The following is a 20,566-nucleotide window of genomic DNA, read 5'->3' on the forward strand; positions in this document are numbered from 1 at the left end:
TTTTTCACCTTCACTTTTGATGCGGATGCGCCAAAGCCAATTCCTGAGCCGTGACAAAACGGGTAATGGAAGCCGCATCCTCTTCACTCAAACCTTCAAACTGGAACGCAACCCGCTGATTTTCATCTTGAACTGAAAGGCTCTGGAGCGGCTCGGAAGTTGGGGAATTGACATAGACGACCTGGGCATACACCAGCAATACACGCCCCTCAATCTCCATCAAAATGCACACCTTCTGATGCAATTTGAAATGACTTGATGAATCAAAAGCCATGCCGCCCCGACTCAAATCCACCGATTGCACCGGCCAGTTTTGTGGCATCGGAATGATTGGACTGACTTTTTTGAGATTATGATAAGCAACTTCATAGACATTGAGCTTGCTGATCAGGTGTGTCAACACCTGCGACAACCAGTTTCCCTGACTCGCCAATACCGACAGATTATGCAAATAATCCTCTCCGGAAAAAAGCGGAAAATCCGATTCGGCATAAAACACCGTTTCGCCCTCCAGATTCCGATCAATCAGACTTAACAAGCTTTCAACCAACTGGTCGATGCGTTGGTGCAGAGCTTCAATCAGTGGAAAAACCTTAGAAGCTCGTCCGCTTTGTGGTGCGACAATCTCACGGTCTTGATGCAAACGGGTTAAAAATTCAGGGTGTGCTTTGGGGGATTTCTTTTCAATCAGCTGGGTCAAGAGCCAGGCCATAAAGTCGATTCGCTGATTGAACTCATCAAACAGTGCAACCGCACCATTGGCGATGTGACGTTCATCGGTGAACAACACTCTAAGCGCCGCAGCCGCTTGCTCAAACTGTTGCATGTGCTGTTCAGGCAGAATCGACTGTTTGAAATTCTCTGAACCGACTCCCGACTGCGGCAATGAAAGCACATACAAGGGCAAAGAGACATCCACTCGAAAGAACCGACGTTTTTCCTGCTTCAACCTTCATTCCCCGTTTTCAATAAACTGGCTCTACTATACGAAAAACTCGGAATCTTAGCAAAACATAATCGGCCTGACGCCAATCACAATGGGCACACATCCGTCAATCAAGATGCAAATGAACAGTGAAGGCTGTCAAAGCCAGGGATTAATCCTCGTTAAAGAATAAGAAGTTGCTCTGTTCACGCTCGCCTAGCAGACTCACCAGAATGTGGTGTTGCTGGCAATATCGCGCCACTGCACGGTTAATGCTCGCATTCTCGGCCACACTGACCACAAAACAAGGCCTTGGAACATGCGACATCGCCTCGGCGGAAAACTGCTCGATATCCCAAACAATATGTCCCGCAGAAAGGTGCTTGCGCATGGCTTCACTCATGTGCGGCGCAATCACGGTCAAAATCGCCCCCGCCCGGATGAGCAAATCCGCTTTATTTGCGGCCTCCTCTCCACCGCCTACGACCAAACAGTGTTTTCCTTTGAGGTTAACAAGAATGGGTAAATGCTCCATAACAACTCTCCCGAAGCGAGGTGCTTCTAATCGGTATAAGGTGCCCACAAAGCCGACACATCGTCCACGGTTTCCGGCATCAACCAAACCGACTGATAAGGCTGGAGCACATAATTGGTCTCCGATGAGGCCACCCCACTGTTATCCAGCAGGTTGGTCCAGTAGGAGAAACGTTCCATACCTTCAATACCAGTCAAGTCCAGCATTTTGATTTCACTGGTCAAATTATGTACCGCCAGCAACGGGAACCTCAAACCCTCACCGTCACGCCACAAAGCAAAAAACCCCCCACCCAAATCAAGCACGGTCTGCGGCGTATCCGGGTGGAAAGCTTTGTGTTTTTTGCGGCGTTGCAGAATATTGGTGAGGCGTTTGATGACCTCGGCGTTAGAAGTTCGTCCACTTTCAATTAAAGCCTTCAGGTACTCGAAATCCCAGCTTTTGCGGTTAATTGAACGGGTTCTTCCGGTTTTCTCCACCCCATCACGGTCACTTGGTGTGGCCACCAGACTGTGGATGTAAAAAGCAGGAATGCCCTGCAAAGTCATCATGATGTTCTGAGAACAGATAAAACGCTCCACCTGCCATTGATCAGGACCGTTGGAGTGGTAGGTTTCACGGAAAGCGCTGAACAGCGCGATGTTAATTTCATAAGGGCTTTCCGTTCCATCCGGGTTGGACTTCATGGTCACAAAGCCACCCAAACGATGCATGCTGGTAATCAGATCCTCAACTTCACGTTCCGGCAAAATGCCTTCCACTGGGCGCACACCGATACCATCATGGGAGGCGGTGAAGTTCAAGAAGGTACACCCCTCAGGAGGCGCTTCCAACTCCTGCGCCCACTGCGTCAAATAAGACCCGTCTCCACGATGGAGGGCGTGAAGCACTAGTGGTGCCAGCGAAAACTGATAGACCATGTGCGCTTCATCCTGTTCGCCGAAATAGGAAAGGTTCTCTTGATGGGGAACATTCGTTTCAGTGAGCAGAATGGTTTCAGGCTTGACACAAGTCATCACATCACGCAGCAATTTCACCACTTCATGGGTCTGGGGCAAATGTATGCAGTTGCTCCCCAACTGCTTCCAAAGATAGGCAATGGCATCCAGACGGATAATACGTGCGCCCTTTTGCAAGTACATCAATAACACCTCAACCATTTTCAACAACACTTCTGGGTTTTGAAAGTTAAGGTCGATCTGATCGGCACTGAACGTGGCCCATACCATCTTGCGCCCCCGGTGCGTATAAGCGGGAACCAGCAATGGCGTATTGCGCGGCCGGGTGACTTGAGACACATCCTCATGCCCTTCCATCTCCACAAAGAACTGGTTATAGGGAGGGATATTGGCCTTATAGTCGGTAAACCATAGACTTTCACGTGAAATGTGATTGATGACCAGATCAAACATCAAATCATACTCTTTTTCCAGAGCTTCGATATGATGCCAGTCACCCAAGTCCGGGTTGACCATGGTGTAATCGATTACCGAAAACCCATCATCCGAACTGTATGGAAAGAAAGGTAAAATATGTACGTTATTGATTGCCTTTTTGATGTAAGTCTTGAGAAACAACTGCAACGTTTCCAGAGGCTCAACCCCCTCCTGAACGATCGAATCTCCATAGGTAATCAACACCACATCTTCTTGAGTCCAGCGAGAGGCTTTTTCCCCACTTTCTGAAGAATCCTGGTAAGACTCAATCAGAGTTTTCATTCGCTCAAAATGCGCTTGCGCTTGATCATCACCATAAATTTTAGTCATTCTGGTTTTAATACGATTCAATATCGAATCCGACATACTTTCCTCCTAAGGCGAATCACCCTAAAAAACGCGCCTTACCCACAAAAATTCATTCATAGTTAACAATGGCATAAAAACTGGTTATTGGTTATCCAACTCTACCGCCTGTTTAATCTCATCCAAAATATCCGGACAGGCGCTGACCACACGATTCCAGTTGGGCATAAACGGAACCTCTCCCGGTGTTTTAATGAAATCCGCCCCGGCATTCATGATGTTGTCCGCAAACAGTTCGATCACCTGTTCTTCAGAGTGCAGATCTAGACGCAAGCCGTTCATTTCGGCATCAAATGCGTAAGATTCGAGCTGATCCAGTGCGGTTCGGTAATAAATGGCGCGAATGGTACGTAAAGTGCTGTGGGAGAAAGTATGGCCTCTCACCGCGAGCTTGCGAAAAAGCGATTTGGCGATGTCCTGACTCATGCGTGACAGACCGGCCTGCTTGTTTTCAAACGAAACATCCTGGTGCTTATGGTCATAGACATCGGCAATATCCACCTGACAGACACGGCGGTTTGAATAGTTCTTCAGTACCTCGGACATGACCCCGATTTCCAAGCCCCAGTCCGACGGAATACGAATCTCCTTGAGGCAATGTACATCCATGGCAAACTCTCCCGCCAACGGATAACGGAAACTGTCAAGATAGGTTAAAAGATCATCATGACCCAACACCCCTTTCAAGGCTCTCAACAAAGGTGTAACCAAAAGACGAGAGGCACGACCGTTGAGTTTTCCGTCCGCATAACGCGGATAATAGCCTTTGGAAAACACGAAATTGAACGTGGGATGCGCGACCGGATAAATCAAACGTGCGAGCAAACTTCGGTCATACGTCAAGACATCGCAGTCATGCAGCGCCACCACTTCAGTTTTATTGGATGCCAAAATATAACCATAACAGTTCCAGACATTGCTCCCCTTACCGCGCTCTTTCGGTGCGAGATCTTTTTCGCGGAGTTTTTCGGTAATGGCCTGCATTCTCGGCCCGTCATTCCAAATGATTTTATAATCCTGTGGAAGGCCTGAAAAATACTCTTTCGCGAATTCAAACTGTTTCTCATCGGCTCGGTCCAAACCAATGACAATCTGGTTCAAGTAAGGAACCTGTTTCAGCTCTTCGACAATATTCGCCAGTGCCGGACCTTCAAGTTCACTGAAAAGGGAAGGTAAAATCAATCCCAAAGGCTTTTGCTGACTGAATTTGCACAACTCTTTTTCTAAATCCTCTACCGGACGATCGGTAATATTATGAAATGTGGTCACTGTTCCATTTTGAAAAAAATCACTCATACAACACGCTCCTTCTCGACACCTTTGTCTCGATTATATAAAACTCACTCTCTAAACTGACTCACTTAACAGCCTCTCTACCGACTCTATCCAGCCAACCGGAGCTTCAGACTGCGCATAATAAGCGCCTTCAACTTTCAAGGCTTCACCCGAAGCCGGCGGCATGACCACCGCCTTATCCGCGGCCAACAACATGCTTAAATCGTTTTCTCCATCACCCAATGCCAGACTCTTGACTCCCTCTTGTTCAGCGTCATAATAATGCTCAAGCAAGTATTTCATGGCATCTGCCTTATCATGCTGAGCCATCACATGGTAGAAACGCCCGCCTTTTTTCAAGACCAAGCCTTGCTCCGCCAAACACTGCTCAAATCTTGCCAGGTTTTCAGGGGTGTCGAGCCAAAGAATCGGTTCACTCACTTCGCGATCTTTGGCTTTGACCGCATCGGAAGACTTTAAACTGGTGCGATTCATCACCTCCGCAACCGTCCAGTCGCCAAACCCTTCAAAAGACCAGTCATACCGCTTGCGTAAATGTTTGATATAAGAACGAATTTCATCGTAGGCTTTACCAATTCTCTGCTTTTGGCCTTTTAAACGGCCTTCTGAAAACAAAATGACACCACCGTTTTCGGCCACCAGCGGCGCGTTTAAATGCAGTCGATGCTGCCAGATTTCCAATTCAGACAGTGTCTTGCTGGAATTCAACACCGCGGGTATGCCACTTTCTTCCAGCCGCTTCAATAGAGGAAGTACGGCCTTATAGGCATAATCATGATGGTTTAGTAAAGTCCCATCTAAGTCCGTGAAAATAATGTATTTACTCATGAAAAAGCTCCCATAAAATTTGCTTTCTCAAGTCTAACTTTTGACTTCACTGCCCTTAATGACAAGTTTGTGATAAACCGCAAGGGACAGAATAATCAAAGCCACGCCTATGATCAGATACAGTGCAAACAACATCTGAGACGGATCATTCAGAGCCGTCTTAAAGACCACCATCAGCGCCTCAATCGACAAGGCAATGATAATGGCAGTTAAAAACTTGGAAAGCAGGCGTGACTCGTCCTTTTTATCGGAATACGCCTTAAAAAACACCTCTCTTTCCAGCAAAGTCTTGGCCAAATCAAAAATGGCCAAACCCATGGTCAAAGCCACAATCGGCTTAAAAACACTTTCCAAACTGTAATTTTCAGGGTGAATCAATTGTAGAAAATAATCATAAAAAGCGTAGCCGATCGACATCACCGAAAAGAACACCAGAGAGATTCCCATCCCCAAGTAAAACCCTTTGGAAACCCCATTAAATAGTGGGTGTCGTTCAACCAGACCAAAATGACTCAAAAGCGATGTCAGGTTGAAATCAAAAAAGTAATAATGATTTTCTCCGCCCAACACCATCGCCGTCACACAAGCCTCACCCGTTGCCGAACTGACATAAGGTTTACTGATGGAAACGTTATCTTCACGTGGTTCGACCTTTGAAACCAAATACTCTCTATTCCTACCCAGAACCTGATCATTAACCTGGTTTTTATATATATTGGGACTGATCTGCGTGAAACTTCCATCGGTAATGTAAACCAGCTCCAAACTCGAAAGCAGTTTGAAAAATCGTTGCATATCCTCGATATTAACATGCATCAATTGACCGTTATTCCGAATGGTTTCAATTAAAAACTTCTCAATATCACTGCGATGCTGATTATATAAACGTATGAACTCTTGCATACCATCCTTCCAATTTTATTCTCAAAATAGACATGCCTGCTCATTTTGAACTGCTTTTTTCAAACTTTGTTCAAACACAATCCAGAGTCCAATGCCTGTTTAAACACAACATTGGCCGACCGATTCAAACCCTTCTAGGCCTGCCTGTCATGGTAGAAAAGATCAAAGCAGGCGACATAAACCTGGCCACTGTCGAGTAAAATGCTTCTCGAAACGGTTAAACAAAGTTGCATATCAATCAAAGACCTGTAAGGCTGTGAGACATAAACACTGCTCTGGTTGCGCAAGGCCTTGAGGAAGTATCTACGATTTTTCCAGCACAACCCTTTGCCTTTTTTGAGGATATCCAATGCCGTTTTATTGGCTTCTTCACACTCCTCACTGACCTGATAACCAAACTCATCTAAAATGAAAAAACGTTTTACAAACGACAACTGCGTCACCTTTTTCATTTCATTTTCCAACGCATTGAAATCAGGCTTGCCGAATAAACTCTCAAACAAAGCCTCATAACTCTTTTTCTGAACCTGAAGGAGCGTGTGTTTTTCTTTTATGAACGCTGGATAACGCTCCGTGATTTTTTGAACTTGCTGTTGGCCACTTTGAATGGCGCTTAAGTTTTTTGCCGGTGTCGCGAAATAAAACCCTTGGACTAAATCCACCCCGACATCCATTGCCAGTAACGCCTGCTCCTGAGTCTCAATGCCTTCCAGCAATGAAATACTGCCGGCTTCTTTAATCAAACGCGTCAGGTTCTTTAAAATGCTCTGCCCGCGAGCGCCCTTGGAAGCCTCTAACAAAACCTGCCTGTCGAGCTTGACTATGTCTGGCTGGGCTTTCCAAATGCGATCGATATTGGAATGCCCGGCGCCAAAATCATCTAACGCAATCAAACATCCCAAATCCCTAAGTATTGAAATCAATTGTTCGAATAGCTTTTCATCTTTAATTTCACTTTCTACGATTTCAATGACAACCTCATGCCCCTTGAGGTTGAGTTCTTCAAACAAATCACCCAAACAAAATTCGCTCAAACTTTTGACTTCATGGATATCCAGATTCAAAAACAACCAACTGTCAGGCGGTTTATGGCCAAGCCAACTCTTCAGATGCATCTGATTCATCATGCGAACATAGTCTGACTTTTTAACATCTTCAGGCTCTTTAAGACACTCTTTGGCACCTAAGGGCACACCATCTGCGAGACGATTACCTCTTAGCAGAACCTCCGCCCCAACACAGGCCTGATTGGAAAAGCTGTAAATCGGCTGAAAAACCGAATAAAGCTGTTTATCGGCAATCGTTTCCGGCAATTTAACCGATGGCTTTTCCTTAATAATTTGCAAAATCTGAGCGCTCATGCAAACTGCATAGCCCCGGTTGAAATCCACATTTTTTTTAAACCTCCCTATTGATTAACATTAAAAAAATCTCGCGTGTCCAAAAGCAAGTTAGGCTGCAAAAACCTTTAACACCGGTTTTATGCTAGGTTCTGCCTGGATAAACCTGAAATCACGTCGCATACCTCATGCGCGATGACCGATATTTTCTTGCCTTGATCCATCGCCATTTTTCGCATGGTTTTATAAGCCTGATCTTCTGACATGTTTTTATATTCAATCAGTAATCCTTTGGCTTTCTCGATCACCGCCCGTTCAGAAAGCTTATCCTTAACCTGTGCCAACTCTTTTTTAACGGCCTGGCATTCATTGAATCGAGCCATCGCCACTTCCAGAATAGGTTGGAGTCGCGACGGACTTTTGCCATCGACAATGTAAGCGGTCACCCCGGCTTTAACCGATTGGGCAATCACCTCACTGTCCCGCTCGGCACTGAAACACACCACCGGCTTGGGGCAATAGGCCTGCATCACCGCAAACTGCTCAAACAAACCTGCAGTGGGCGATTTGACATCCAGCACCACCAGATCCACTGCAGTTTGCGTTAAAAACTTCAATACATTCTCATCGGTTGTCGCCTTGTAGGCATGAGCGATGCCAGAACGTTTGAGTTCTTGCTCAAGCGCATCTGCACTCTCATTTTCATCACACACTAACAACACATTCAAACCGGACAACATGTGATTTCTCCCATAAAAAACCATTTCAATAAAAACTAAAACAAAATACAAGCCTATTTTTATATTTATATAAAAAACAATTAATTACATATATTTAAAAATAGAAAAATTGACAATAAGCTCAATAAGGCACCACATAAATCAATATTGCACCAATATTAACAGTTATTACCTAGCATTCACTTAAAGCCTACCTAACAGAAAATACACACGAAGCCAATTCGCGAACAGAGCAACAATCAAAGGCATAAAAAAACCCCCTCAGAATACTCCAAGGGGGTTTTAATATTGAAATGAGTCTTGACGATAAAGGCCGATTAATGACCGTGCGGGATGGTGGCTCGAAACACCACAAGGAAAAGATAGAACCAGATAATCGCCCCACTCAGCAACCATATCAAACTGCGCTGAACACCGCTGACCTTCATCAACCCAAGCCGTTTATACAGCACAACAGAAGCCCAGATAACCGCCACATAGCTGAACAAGCCAAACAGGTGCACCCAGCCGTCTCTAAATGTGGCCAATGGCTTGGCGGTCGCCATAGACCCAACCAGCCAGTACCAGGCATTCATTAAATCGGAGGCGTAATGCAGGAAAAAGAAACTACCGATATGACTCAAAGCCCCAATCAACATCAAAGGAGCCATAAATTGACCAACCGACTGGAAGTAGTCTTTAAACGGCATATTGAGCAGCTTGGCGCTGATCGCAAAGCTTGCCCAGACAATCGCAAAGGTCGAGATCACCGCCATCGACAGAGCCATCACACCGACCCAGTCAAGCATGGGTATCGGCAAGACACTCTCCATCCACCTTCCCGCCCGCACCCAGGGCAAACTCTCTTTGATTGAAGAGTGTCCCAAAGAGTGGTGAAAACGCATGGTAATGGAAATCACAGCCAACAACCAGACATAAACCCAAACGTTCATAGGCTCCTTGGCACTGCTCGGTTTCCATAACTGCACCGAAGGTTTAGTGACTTTCAATTCAACAGCGTTGCAGGCCTGAGAACAATCCATGCACAAGGTGCAATCCCCCATGGAATTCTTCTTCTCAAAGAAATACGGGCGTAGATTCCACTCACACGCCTTGGTGCAATCGAAACTTCGACAGCTTTGACAGTGATCTTGATCGGTCTTCAATTGCACGAATCCAACCTTACTGAAAGCACTGGTCACACTACCGATTGGGCAGACCGAACTGCAATAGGCCATATTCCGATAGAGATAAAACATCGTCCACGCCACCAAGGTCAACACCAAAAAGAAGAGCGCCGACACCCAAGGGGGTTTCAATACATCCGGGAAGATATATATCGGTACCCAGTAGGCAAGCAATAATAAAGCAAACCCAATCCAGCGATTTTTCAGCCAAACCGGCAACGGTTTTTTAGGACCGACGCGGTTCAGGTACTTACCCACAAAACTATGCGGACAAATCCCACAAAACACGGTTCCCAAGGTCGCCATGGTTAGAATTAAAAAGAAAGGCCAAAACAGCGACCAGAACAGGGCTCCGGTATAGGGATTCACCTCTTCGGTTGGATACACCAATCCAAAATAGATAGCTGAAACCAACAAACCTAACACAAACAGTCGTAAGGCCATCATCCACTTAGAGTTGGTGAAAAGTAGGCCGATCAACGGCCAACCCAATATGTCCAACTTACTGCGCGTTTTCTCTAGCATATTCATCACAGGAAACCCTTAGTACTTGTATTGATAGCTCAGCATAATGTTACGCGGTGCGCTTGGCGTATATTCATAACTGTCTGGATTGCCCCATGCGCCAGCGGTTTTGGAAACCTCTGCCGCGTAACGCGCATCGGCAATATTATGCACACTCAACGCAACTTTATGGGCTTTTCGGGCATAACCCATAGTCAGATGAGACACCCCGCTGTAACCACTGTACTTCTCGGTATTGGCGTCATCCATATAGTATTCGCCGACACCGTTAGTTTCCAGACGGGCGATGTAAGGCCCCCTCTTCCAATCCACAAACACACTGTACTGATACTCCGGCGAGAAACGTAGCAGATTCCCAGAATAATCGTTACCACTGCTCACATAATCAACATAACGATACTCAGTCTTCGAACCACTGGCTCCCACCGCCCATTGCGAAGTCAACTGATAGGTCGCTGTCAACTCAACGCCCTTTTTATCGGTCTCCCCGGCATTTTCGTAATAATCAGGAGCAAAACCACCGTCTACCTTAACGATCTCATCATTGAGCTTATTGAAATACACCGCAAAATCCGCCGACCAGGTCTTACTTCGATGCTTCAATCCGATTTCATAATTGGTTGATGTGGAAGCTTTCAAATCAACATTCGGCGCATTGTCACGTGTCGCCTGCATTTCACTTTCAGTCGGAGCCTGATTGGCTGAAGCCACAATGCCATAGATGTTCAACTCATCCGTTAGCGCATAGGTCAAACCAATTTTAGGTGAGAACAGGTCATAGGTTTCATCATAAGAATATGCGCCAGACCCAGCGCCATAAGACCCACTGCCCCAGTTATAAGCCAGTAACTCATTACCGTCGATAGAAAGATTAACCTGATCGTAACGAAGCCCCACATCGACCATCAACTTATCCATTGGAGAGAAGCTGTCCTGGATATAAGCGCCCAAAATGGTGTTTTGACTGTCCTCAATCTGAGCCAAATCTGCCTTTTCATCGGACAAAATCACTCCCGTACCCGCCTCCACGTCACGATAGGTGTATTTTTTCCCGTTTTCTCGAATATCCGTGCGAGCTGTCAGCCCAAATAAGAACTCGGCCGAACGTCCAAACAGTTCATGACTTCTATTCCAGGCCAAATCAGTACCCAAAACCTTATTGTCCTGTGCATCATTGATCATACCGGTGACAGGGTGATAATGCCCCCACTGAGTAAAATACACCTGAGGTTTAAAGGTATAGGCCCCCATCGTAGTTTCATAGCGACTGTTGACAAACAACATGGTTGAATAACGCCCGTTCTTTTGCCAAACATCTTTAGTATTAGTGGTTTCCCCCGAATCTTTATAATCCGAAAACTCTTCGGCACTCAAAGATTGAGGCAACTGCAGATTGGCTTCGGTGTAAGCGACCTCGGTCTCCAACACCGAATCATCTTCAAAGAAATGGCCATGTTTGACACTGAACTGAGTCGTATCGAACTGATTCCAGTCGCGCCAGTCATTGTCCGACTGGCGGCGAGAAATATTAAAAGCCATACTGTCATTCTCGCCCAACACCAAAGATTTCTTGGCATTAAGGTTGACACTATTGAAAGACCCCACCCCAACTTTCAGGCGATCCTGCTGATCATCGAAAACTGATTTAGACTTGATAAACACCACTCCACCACTGGCATTGCTGGCAAAAATGGAACCCGGCCCCTTATAGATTTCCACACCTTCCATATCATCGATGTCGATCAAATCAAAACGCGTGAAACTGTCCGGATCGGTCATCGGTACACCATCTCGAATGACCATAATCTCCCGCACACCATAAGGCGCTTTCAACCCGGCACCGCGGATAATCAAACGGGAATCGTAACCATTATTCTTGGAAACAGCCTGAACACCTGGAATATTATCGATGACATGATTGATATTCATGGCATTTTCCCGCTCAATGTCATTTTCATCCACCACCGCGATGCTTTGTGGAACGGTTTTGGTATGACGCTCTATCTTGGTTGCCGTGATGCTGATTTTATCTAGCTCAGAATAGGAAGTTTCGATTTGATCGGCAGCAAAAACCGAAGCTGAAGAAGACATCGCCGCCATGACGGCGATTGAAAGTTTGGATGGTTTCATTTTATATTCCCTTTATAATTCTGCGTGAATTATAGGGAAACGCCTAAAAAAAAGGCTTGAGTATCACTTAATGAAGTCTTAACAAAACCTTAAGACCTAAAGCCCTCTCTAAGAGAACACAGTAATTCGATTGCGACCTTGATCTTTGGACGAATAGAGCGCCACATCCACTCGTTTCAAAACTTCTCCAACCGATTCACCCGAACGATATTCGATCACCCCTAAGCTCAAGGTGACCTGGTTGACGGGGTTGAAATCAAAGTTTTCAACTTTTAAACGAATGCGTTCTGCAATCGCCTCTGCCTCTTGAAGTCCCGTCTGGGGAAGCACCACGACAAACTCCTCTCCACCAAACCTTCCAAGCTTATCAACTTCACGCAAACAACTTTGAATCAGTCCAGTCAAGGTCACCAAAACTTGATCGCCCACATCATGGCCGTAACGATCATTGACCTCTTTAAAAAAGTCCACATCCAGCATGATGACCGAAAAAGTCTCATGATAACGTTCATTACGACGCACCTCGTCTTCAAGCTCGTTCATGCAGGCATAACGGTTTTGCACACCGGTCAAAGAATCGGTCAAGGCCAATTGTTCGAGTTGACGGTTGGCCACCCGTAATTCAGCGGTACGCTTGGTTACTTTGGCTTCCAGAGAAGCATTCAAATCCCTAAGTTCGGCGTTCTTAACTTTTATTTCAAGCTGATAACGTTTAAGAATCTTGCGCACGGTCACGGTCAGATAAAGTGAAACCAACACCGCGACGACGGTACTGACCGCACCGAGAACAAGGAGGTCTTGCAATCTTTGCTGATGCTGGGTACTCAGCGTTTTTTGCATTGATGCAACTTCCGCATCCACCTCCTGCTTATAAAAACCACTGCCTACCACCCAGTCCGTGCCGGGAACCTGCCTGACATAAGTGCGTTTAACATCAATTTTCGCTGTTAGCGGGTTAACCCATCGGTACTCAATCAACCCCTTACCATCATCTTGAATGGCCGCATAAATCTTATCTGAAAGCTCCTCAAGCAGCGGGTTATTGAATGCCGAAAAGTTTTTGCCTTCCAATTCAGGCCGAGAAGAATTCAACAGAATGTCACCCTGTGTGTTCACAATAAACACGTAATCACTGCCATCCTTATCCACTTTTGAAATCGACTCCAAAAGCTCTCTATCGGTTTTATAGGTGGCCGTATCCAGATATTCCGCCGAGCCAAGATACCAGCCATAATGGTCAAACCCTTTTACAAACGCCAATTGTTTGAAATGTTTCTCCATAGACTCTCCGGGCTTGGTAAAACAATCCCAAAGAAAACCTTCCCCCTCATTGCGCACAATCGAAATCTCTTCTTTTATCACCTCGAGACCGTTTGCATCCTTGAAATCTAGAATGGAGCTGCCCTCCAGATGCTTCAAGTATTCCGGAGCCAGATAGAAAACCCCCTCATCATCCAATATCCAGATGAAGCTTTCTCCGTTATTCCACACTAAAGGCCTAAGGGCTTCTATGATGAGTTTTTTGAGCTCCGCTTCCGGGTAGATAAAAGCAAACTGCTGGTACAGGGCTTCTGCAATTTTGTAGGCATGTTCAACGCGAAGCTTAATACGGTCATGCAGCTCCGCTTCGATAATCGATTTCCGGTAGGAAGCCAAGTCAACAATGCTGTCAACCTTGGCGCGAACGGAGGATTCACGAGACTCGATGCGCTCGCGTTCAAGTTGCTGATTAGTTTTATCAAAAGCGGACTGCTCGGACAATATGACCACAACTGCAATCGAAATCACAATGGCAGGGATGAGCAATAATGGTCCAAGCCCCAACAAGGTAATGAGCGATTTGCTTTTGATCATGAATCAACACCTCTTTAGGCCCTCTGATCGGGTCTGTAAGATTCATTATGATACACAACCCATAATGAATCCAAACGTAACAGGAAATCCTTATTTTATTTAATTCATCACCAAAAGTAGGGGTTTCAAAACGAAAAAAGCCCCAAAAGGGGCCTTATATTCACTCAAGCTGTTTTGACTGACTGCATTGAAATGCAGTCACGCTTCCAACCAAAGACTCTGGGACTTACTCTTTTTTACCGCTGATGGAAACATGATAATGTGGATCTTCCGACACATTCACTTCAATCAGCTGCTTGGCATCACTCAACAACACCTGGCATTCCGGACTCAAATGTTTCAGCACCAGTTTTTTACCGGCCGCTTGGTATTTCTGAGTCAGGTTATTGATGGCTTCGATCCCGGTATGATCGTATACACGTGAGTGCATGAAATCAATCTGCACACAATCCGGGTCATCTTTAGGATCAAACAAATCAATAAAATTCTTAGCCGAAGCAAAAAACAACGGGCCATTCACCTTATAGGTCTTGACGGTTTTACCATCGCGTTCTTCAAGGGATTCTTCCAGAATAATCCGTTGCGCATGTTGCCAGGCAAACACCAATGCCGAGACAATGACACCGGCAATGACCGCCACGGCCAAATCGAATATCACCGTCAACAAGGTGACCAACACCATGATAAAAGCATCGGCCTTGGTCATGCCGCGCATGATATTCCAACTCGACCAGTTAAAGGTGGCAATCACCACAAAAAACATCAAACCGACCAAAGCCCCAATCGGTACCATTTCAATCCAGGATGAGGCAATCAACACAATCACCAGCAAACCCAAGGCTGCCGTCACACCCGACAAACGTCCGGTTCCCCCAGAATTGACATTGATCATGGACTGTCCAATCAAGGCACAGCCACCCATGGTTCCAAAGGTACCGGCGGTACAGTTGGCCGCCCCCAAGGCGATACATTCTTTATTGCCTTTACCGCGCGTATTGGTGATATCGTCGATCAAAGTCATGGTCAACAGGGATTCAACCGAACCGATAATGGTCAGAATCACCGCATAAGGCAGAACAATCCACAAGGTTTGCAGGCTCCAAAAACCTTCAGGCAAGGTGGTGAACCAGCTCAAGCCCTGAAAACCACCCTCAACGCCATCACCGAACACCAGTGATTCCAAGGTTCCCGAAACCGAAGCACGATCCCCTACCGTGACCGCATTGACATCGAATAGAATCACCGCAATGGACACCAGCACAATCGCTGCCAGTGCCGATGGAACCGCCTTGGTAATTCTCGGCAACAAGTAGATAATCGCCAAGGTCGCGACGATAATCATCAACATGATATTCATACTCGCACCGGTCAGCCATTCGCCATTAACATCCTTAAACTGACCAAACTGGGCAAACAGGATGATCAACGCCAAGCCATTTACAAAGCCGAGCATCACCGGAGACGGCACCATGCGAATGAATCGTCCCCACTTCATCACCCCGATGAATATCTGAAAGACCCCCATCATAATAACGGCCAGGAACAGATAGGAGGCGCCATGTTCCATGACCAGATGCATCATCACCACCGCCAAAGACCCGGCGGCAGCGGTAATCATCCCGGGACGTCCACCGAAAATCGCGGTAATCAATCCGACGATAATGGCCGCATACAAACCTACCAATGGGTGCACGCCGGCTACAAAAGCAAAAGCGACCGCCTCCGGCACCAAGGCCAATGAGACGGTAATACCCGAAAGCGTATCATTTTTATAAGTTTGCCACTTTAATGACGGATTGCTTTGATTCATGAGAGCTCCTAAATTTCAGATGCTGCAAATTCTAACAAAAACCCAGTACAATTGCCTGTTAATCAATTATTTATAGGAAAGCCCCATGTGGATTCATTACATCGGCGAAATCGCCATCGGTTTTTTTGTTCTCCTGTTGATCCTGCATTTCGCATTGCACTTTCTTTTTAAAGCGCAACGTGTTAAAAAGAAACAGAAAAAACAACAAGCGAGTCAAGACGATGTTCGGTAAATTCCTTGGTTTTTTAATTGGTACGGCTTATCTGGTTTTCTTCTGGGTGGGTGGACCTTTTTCTTTATACATTCTGTTTTTTGCGTCGGCGGAAACCATTCGCGACTGGTTTTTCATTATGGCCTTCGGGGCCGCTCTGGTGAGCTTGCTCACTTGGTTTTATGAGCAGGTTACCCGCCGTTCCAATCCTTTAAGCACCAAAAAATTCATCATGTTCCCTTTGGCGGTGACCTCCATCGTATTGAACCTGCTGATCAGCAGCGTGGCCTCTTTCTGGATTTAAACACAAGCAACGCTCTATTCTTAAGCACACTGAAACCAAAAAAGCCCAGAATGGACAGGCCTGTCCATTCTGGGCTTTTTAATATGTCCTACCGAAGATGGGTTACATCCACGATTTATCTCAAATTATTCCGCAATATAAGAACAGCAGTAATCCGCAATTGCGTTTACTTTGATGCCAAACTTTGAATTCGCCGGCACCTCAAAACTGCTTCCGTTTGGAATCGATCGCCATTTGGTTTCACCTGGCAACAAGACCTCAACATCTCCCGACATCATCTCCATGATCTCGGCCACCTCGGTTCCAAACTCATACTCACCCGGCATCATAATGCCCAGCGTTTTCTTAGAACCGTCCGCAAATAAAACGGTTCGGCTGGTCACTTTACCGTCAAAGTAAACCGACGCTTCTTTTAAAACAGTGACATTTTCGAATTTTGACATCATTATTCCTTATTTAAAGAGTTTTGAAACGCCAGCAATTATAACGGTAAAGTCCATCGGTTTCACACACTATTCATCCCATTTTGCGGGTGCGCTATAATGCACCTTTAGGAACCTACCCAACCAAAACGGAAGCAAACGTGAAAAACAGCATTATTGTCAAAATTCCCTTTCACTTCAAAGGCGAATTCCTGGAACCTTCCATAGCGTTGGACTTGGATGACTGGGCACAACGTCATGAAGAAGAACTGCCAGACTTTCCTTCAGCCATCGCCAAGGCGAATCAAATTGGAACTTACTCTTATGAGTTGGAAGTCATGGAAATGTCGGAAATTGTATTTGAAAAGCCCACCGGATTGGCCGTTCAGTTTTATTCTGAGAAGGATTCGAGCTTCGATTTCGAAGGATTTAAGCAGGCCTGGTTGGCAGAGCAGTCTCTGGATAAACTGAAACAAATTGCGCAACACTATCTGGGAGAGGAACTTGAAGCCCACTCCCCGCTTCATCAAGCTTTGATGGCGGCGTTTATCGCCGGTAAGAACGGTTAATCGTTGGCTCTCAATACGGCTTCTTCAGCGGCGCGAATGTCGCTGACGGAAATCCCCATATCATGTAAACAGCCATCTTTGATGTCGTAAATGAAACCATGAACATGAAGTTCTTGCCCCTGTTTCCAGGCTTTACGCACCGCAGGAACATGACAGATATTGCGCACCTGCTCCACCACATTAATTTCGCACAACCGATTAATGCGAGCCTCTTCCGGCATGGCATCCAACTCTTTTTGAACCCGTTGATAATATTTACGAATCGGTCGAACCCAGTGATCGATAAGATCGGGATTGCCTTCATTCATGGCAGCAATCACCCCGCCACAGCCATAATGGCCATTGACGATAATATGCTTGACCTTAAGCACTTCGACCGCATACTGAATGACCGAAAGCGCATTCATATCACTGGAGTTGACCAAATTGGCGATGTTACGATGCACAAAAATCGTTCCCGGATCCATCTTAACCAGTTCATTGGCCGGCACACGACTGTCAGAACAGCCTATCCATAGATATTCAGGCTTTTGCTGATGGGACAGGTTTTCAAAAAAACCGGGAGCTTCCTCATTGCGTTCTTTAACCCAAACGGCATTGTTGTCAAACAGTTGCTGAATGGATTGATTATGCACTTCGGCATTACATTTTTGACACATCGTTTATCCTTGAACTAACCCAGTCTTTTGGACCTTTTTACATAGATTCTACTCATAAAAAATGCCCTTTGTGAGGGCATTTATTTATGGACTTGACGGATTATATATCAATTAATGGGTTAATTTCATAAATACCTGCGGCAATTGTTCAGGTAATTTATCAACGTGATCAATGACGGTATATTGATTGCCAAAAATATCTGCGACATATTCATCCGCCTTAGGATCCAGCGTAATACAGTATGAATAGATGCCTTTACCCTGCAACTCTTCCACCGCCTTATGCGTGTCCTGAATCAACATCTGCGGATCTTTGGTGTCGATATCCGCCGGCTCGCCGTCCGTCAGCACCAACATGAGTTTTTTCTCTGCCTTCTGAGCTTCCAAATAGTGCGCCGCATGACGCATAGCCGCCCCCATACGAGTGGAATAAGACGCTTCCATTGCGGCGATCCTTGCCTTAACTTCATCGCCATAATGCTCAGAATAGCCTTTGATGTGTTGATAGCGCACTTCATGACGTGTATCCGAACAGAACCCGGCTATCGCAAACTTATCACCCAACTGCTCGACCGTCCACGCTGTGATTGCCAATGCTTCTTCAGACAATTCCAACAGGGTTTGACCGGTTTGCTGATTGCGTTCATTCAGCGACTGCGAGGTGTCCACCAACAGCATCACGGCGATATTGCGGCTGTCGGTGGTGTGGCTGTAGTTGATGCGCGGATCGGGAGCCTGCCCACTCTTGAAGTCAATGATCGAACGCAGCGCCACATCCAGATCAAGCTCCTCACCTTCTTCCTGAAAACGGATGCGTTTCTTGTTCTGAGGTTTGAGCATCTCGATCATTTTCTTAAGGCGTTTTGCCAGACCGTCATGTTTCTCCATCAGTCGATCGATCTTGCCGACATCTCCGGATGGGTGCAGACGTTCGTAGACCGTCGCCCAATCCGGACGATAACTTTCTGACAGATAATCCCACTCATCGTAATGACGCGGCGGCAAACTGTCGGCCGTATCGACAACCTTCTCATCCGACTCATATTCATTATTATGAAAGTCTTCCGCCTCGTCGTTCTCTTCATGATGGAACCAAATATAACGGTTGTCGTCGCGATAAGAGATTTCGGTATCGTCAAAAAAGATATCCGGCAAACTGTCCGACGACTGTTTACGCGACTTCACATAAAAACCGGTGCCCAGTTTGGCCATATCCTGCGTGGTGGATTTTTCGCCTTTTTCCTGCAAAATCGTATGGAACTGCTGGCGAAAATCCTCGATCAACGGATTCTGAGAATCGAATGTCTCATCCAATAGCGCGCGTGACAAACGCGCCGCACGATAGCGCAAACAGGACTGCTTCTGATCGTCGCAGGCTCCTTTTTCGGGATACGGATGCAGTGCTAAAAACAGTTTTTTCAAACCGGGGTACTTCTGCATCGCCAGATACTCGACCCGACTGTCTTCAAACACCGAAATAAACAGCTGCATATGCGGTGCAAAATTGTCCGCCATCAATTTGGTCGACCACTTGCGGTGCGCCATCATATGCGCCAGCATCGCACGATAACGATCGATTCCCGGCACCGTATTTTCAGTATCGTACACATCGGGAACCGCAATCAGACCTTCATCCAAATAGGGTACGGGCTTGCGTAACTGATCGAATGCGGTGGAGAAAACCGAGAACGGCAGGTCACAATCCCACATGCAATCTTTGAGCATCCCCAAATGTCTCTCCACATCCTTGAATACCGTTCCCTCACGCTCGCGCTGAATAATGCTTTTGGCATCATGCGAACTCAAGGAAAAATACTCGATCTGCTGGTCTGGCGAATCTTTATAGTTACGTGCACCGTAATCGACAAAGTTCCGGATTCCAGCCAAGGTTAACTTGGAAATCAACTGAGGCACATTTTCCATAAAGACGATCATGCCCGGGCTTTCATGGATTGAATGGTGACCGTGAATCACGGTCTGAGTCTGATCCACATAAGACTCGATGATCTCAAAATAATGTTGCAGATCTTCAATCGTGTCGATTCGGCGACACACGCTGCCCAAAGAAGCCAGGAACGGGATCAAGGCTTTTTTATTTGGGCTACGCGCCAACTTATAGGAGAAGTCCGCAACCATTTTCATGGTGCCCTTGCCGATATGCGAGGCGATTTCCGGCATCACTTCCAGATAAACCAGTACGGGCTCAACCCCCATACCGATCTTACATAGAAAATTGGCACCATCCAAATACGCCTGTACGCCTTCAGGGGAAAGGATCTGATGCGCCTCCTCGATGCACGCGGGAAAAACATCCTTGGCCTTCTCGAATCCACAGGTAAACTGGGTCTGGTATTCGGCTAAAAATTCTGCATCCATAATGATTTCAACTCGGTTTTAACGGATAAAAATTTGAACGAATTCGTTCAATCACATCAATAAAATCATGAAGTTGATTCATCTGATTTTGGTGCTAATCAAGGCCGAAATAAGGGAGTGTACAAATCGTACACGACCGTTTTCAACGAAGAGTAGCGCCTAAAGCGGGTG

18 protein-coding genes are annotated in these 20,566 nt (G+C 46.1%); 3 read left to right on the plus strand and 15 right to left on the minus strand.

What is annotated here, in order from left to right:
* Positions 1-10: 10 nt before the first annotated feature.
* The 12 genes from B076_RS0108425 to B076_RS0108480 form a co-directional block, all read right to left on the minus strand.
* Positions 11-949 carry a PilZ domain-containing protein gene (locus B076_RS0108425; protein ID WP_157753542.1) on the minus strand — a complete coding sequence of 313 codons (939 nt, stop codon included), beginning with the start codon at positions 947-949 and terminating at the stop codon, positions 11-13.
* Positions 950-1,097: 148 nt separating this feature from the next.
* Positions 1,098-1,460, minus strand: coding sequence for a precorrin-2 dehydrogenase/sirohydrochlorin ferrochelatase family protein (locus tag B076_RS0108430; protein WP_028486916.1), 363 nt, complete (start codon positions 1,458-1,460; stop codon positions 1,098-1,100).
* A gap of 26 nt (positions 1,461-1,486) precedes the next feature.
* A complete protein-coding gene (locus tag B076_RS0108435) occupies positions 1,487-3,262 on the minus strand; it encodes a sugar phosphorylase (RefSeq protein WP_028486917.1) in 1,776 nt (591 codons plus the stop codon).
* Between the two features lie 84 nt (positions 3,263-3,346).
* A complete protein-coding gene (locus tag B076_RS0108440) occupies positions 3,347-4,558 on the minus strand; it encodes a glycosyltransferase family protein (protein WP_028486918.1) in 1,212 nt (403 codons plus the stop codon).
* A gap of 51 nt (positions 4,559-4,609) precedes the next feature.
* Complete coding sequence (locus B076_RS0108445) at positions 4,610-5,386, minus strand: HAD-IIB family hydrolase (protein ID WP_028486919.1); 777 nt, start codon at positions 5,384-5,386, stop codon at positions 4,610-4,612.
* Between the two features lie 33 nt (positions 5,387-5,419).
* On the minus strand, positions 5,420-6,289 hold the full coding sequence (locus B076_RS0108450; RefSeq protein ID WP_028486920.1) for a hypothetical protein: 870 nt from the start codon (positions 6,287-6,289) through the stop codon (positions 5,420-5,422).
* A 134-nt stretch (positions 6,290-6,423) separates the two neighbouring features.
* Positions 6,424-7,650, minus strand: a complete 1,227-nt coding sequence (locus B076_RS13060; RefSeq protein ID WP_051347263.1) for a sensor domain-containing phosphodiesterase — start codon at positions 7,648-7,650, stop codon at positions 6,424-6,426.
* 119 nt (positions 7,651-7,769) lie between these two features.
* Entirely contained in the window at positions 7,770-8,369 is a 600-nt protein-coding gene (locus B076_RS0108460) for an ANTAR domain-containing response regulator (RefSeq protein ID WP_028486921.1), read from the minus strand.
* A gap of 317 nt (positions 8,370-8,686) precedes the next feature.
* Entirely contained in the window at positions 8,687-10,066 is a 1,380-nt protein-coding gene (locus tag B076_RS12535; protein ID WP_038150502.1) for a 4Fe-4S binding protein, read from the minus strand.
* A 12-nt stretch (positions 10,067-10,078) separates the two neighbouring features.
* Positions 10,079-12,190 (minus strand): TonB-dependent receptor, encoded by a 2,112-nt coding sequence (locus B076_RS0108470; RefSeq protein WP_028486922.1) that lies wholly within the window; start codon positions 12,188-12,190, stop codon positions 10,079-10,081.
* A 108-nt stretch (positions 12,191-12,298) separates the two neighbouring features.
* Positions 12,299-14,044: a sensor domain-containing diguanylate cyclase gene (locus tag B076_RS0108475; protein ID WP_028486923.1), complete on the minus strand. Its 1,746-nt coding sequence runs from the start codon at positions 14,042-14,044 to the stop codon at positions 12,299-12,301.
* A gap of 226 nt (positions 14,045-14,270) precedes the next feature.
* On the minus strand, positions 14,271-15,854 hold the full coding sequence (locus tag B076_RS0108480; protein ID WP_028486924.1) for a SulP family inorganic anion transporter: 1,584 nt from the start codon (positions 15,852-15,854) through the stop codon (positions 14,271-14,273).
* A gap of 85 nt (positions 15,855-15,939) precedes the next feature.
* On the opposite strand from B076_RS0108480, the gene B076_RS13305 reads away from it, so the two are divergent.
* On the plus strand, positions 15,940-16,086 hold the full coding sequence (locus B076_RS13305) for a hypothetical protein (RefSeq protein ID WP_157753544.1): 147 nt from the start codon (positions 15,940-15,942) through the stop codon (positions 16,084-16,086).
* Entirely contained in the window at positions 16,076-16,369 is a 294-nt protein-coding gene (locus B076_RS0108490) for a hypothetical protein (RefSeq protein WP_028486925.1), read from the plus strand. The genes B076_RS13305 and B076_RS0108490 overlap by 11 nt, the downstream gene beginning before the upstream one ends.
* A 125-nt stretch (positions 16,370-16,494) precedes the next feature.
* Here B076_RS0108490 and ppnP read toward each other — a convergent pair whose 3' ends face one another.
* Entirely contained in the window at positions 16,495-16,812 is a 318-nt protein-coding gene (ppnP, locus tag B076_RS0108495) for a pyrimidine/purine nucleoside phosphorylase (protein ID WP_028486926.1), read from the minus strand.
* Between the two features lie 140 nt (positions 16,813-16,952).
* On the opposite strand from ppnP, the gene B076_RS0108500 reads away from it, so the two are divergent.
* Complete coding sequence (locus B076_RS0108500) at positions 16,953-17,360, plus strand: hypothetical protein (RefSeq protein ID WP_028486927.1); 408 nt, start codon at positions 16,953-16,955, stop codon at positions 17,358-17,360.
* Here B076_RS0108500 and can read toward each other — a convergent pair.
* Both can and B076_RS0108510 read right to left on the minus strand, forming a co-directional pair.
* Positions 17,357-18,019: a carbonate dehydratase gene (gene can / locus B076_RS0108505; RefSeq protein WP_028486928.1), complete on the minus strand. Its 663-nt coding sequence runs from the start codon at positions 18,017-18,019 to the stop codon at positions 17,357-17,359. The two genes, B076_RS0108500 and can, sit on opposite strands and share 4 nt — an antisense overlap.
* Before the next feature lie 111 nt (positions 18,020-18,130).
* Positions 18,131-20,395: a nitric oxide reductase activation protein NorD gene (locus B076_RS0108510; protein WP_028486929.1), complete on the minus strand. Its 2,265-nt coding sequence runs from the start codon at positions 20,393-20,395 to the stop codon at positions 18,131-18,133.
* Positions 20,396-20,566: the final 171 nt, after the last annotated feature.

It is taken from the genome of Thiomicrorhabdus chilensis DSM 12352 (assembly GCF_000483485.1).
Lineage (GTDB): Bacteria > Pseudomonadota > Gammaproteobacteria > Thiomicrospirales > Thiomicrospiraceae > Thiomicrorhabdus > Thiomicrorhabdus chilensis.

Coding starts and splice junctions, on each gene's coding strand:
- B076_RS0108430 (WP_028486916.1), bottom strand. CDS start 1,460: ATGGAGCATTTACCCATTCTTGTTAACCTCAAAGGAAAACACTGTTTG.
- B076_RS0108435 (WP_028486917.1), bottom strand. CDS start 3,262: ATGTCGGATTCGATATTGAATCGTATTAAAACCAGAATGACTAAAATT.
- B076_RS0108440 (WP_028486918.1), bottom strand. CDS start 4,558: ATGAGTGATTTTTTTCAAAATGGAACAGTGACCACATTTCATAATATT.
- B076_RS0108445 (WP_028486919.1), bottom strand. CDS start 5,386: ATGAGTAAATACATTATTTTCACGGACTTAGATGGGACTTTACTAAAC.
- B076_RS0108450 (WP_028486920.1), bottom strand. CDS start 6,289: ATGCAAGAGTTCATACGTTTATATAATCAGCATCGCAGTGATATTGAG.
- B076_RS13060 (WP_051347263.1), bottom strand. CDS start 7,650: ATGAGCGCTCAGATTTTGCAAATTATTAAGGAAAAGCCATCGGTTAAA.
- B076_RS0108460 (WP_028486921.1), bottom strand. CDS start 8,369: ATGTTGTCCGGTTTGAATGTGTTGTTAGTGTGTGATGAAAATGAGAGT.
- B076_RS12535 (WP_038150502.1), bottom strand. CDS start 10,066: ATGAATATGCTAGAGAAAACGCGCAGTAAGTTGGACATATTGGGTTGG.
- B076_RS0108470 (WP_028486922.1), bottom strand. CDS start 12,190: ATGAAACCATCCAAACTTTCAATCGCCGTCATGGCGGCGATGTCTTCT.
- B076_RS0108475 (WP_028486923.1), bottom strand. CDS start 14,044: ATGATCAAAAGCAAATCGCTCATTACCTTGTTGGGGCTTGGACCATTA.
- B076_RS0108480 (WP_028486924.1), bottom strand. CDS start 15,854: ATGAATCAAAGCAATCCGTCATTAAAGTGGCAAACTTATAAAAATGAT.
- B076_RS13305 (WP_157753544.1), top strand. CDS start 15,940: ATGTGGATTCATTACATCGGCGAAATCGCCATCGGTTTTTTTGTTCTC.
- B076_RS0108490 (WP_028486925.1), top strand. CDS start 16,076: ATGTTCGGTAAATTCCTTGGTTTTTTAATTGGTACGGCTTATCTGGTT.
- ppnP (WP_028486926.1), bottom strand. CDS start 16,812: ATGTCAAAATTCGAAAATGTCACTGTTTTAAAAGAAGCGTCGGTTTAC.
- can (WP_028486928.1), bottom strand. CDS start 18,019: ATGTGTCAAAAATGTAATGCCGAAGTGCATAATCAATCCATTCAGCAA.
- B076_RS0108510 (WP_028486929.1), bottom strand. CDS start 20,395: ATGGATGCAGAATTTTTAGCCGAATACCAGACCCAGTTTACCTGTGGA.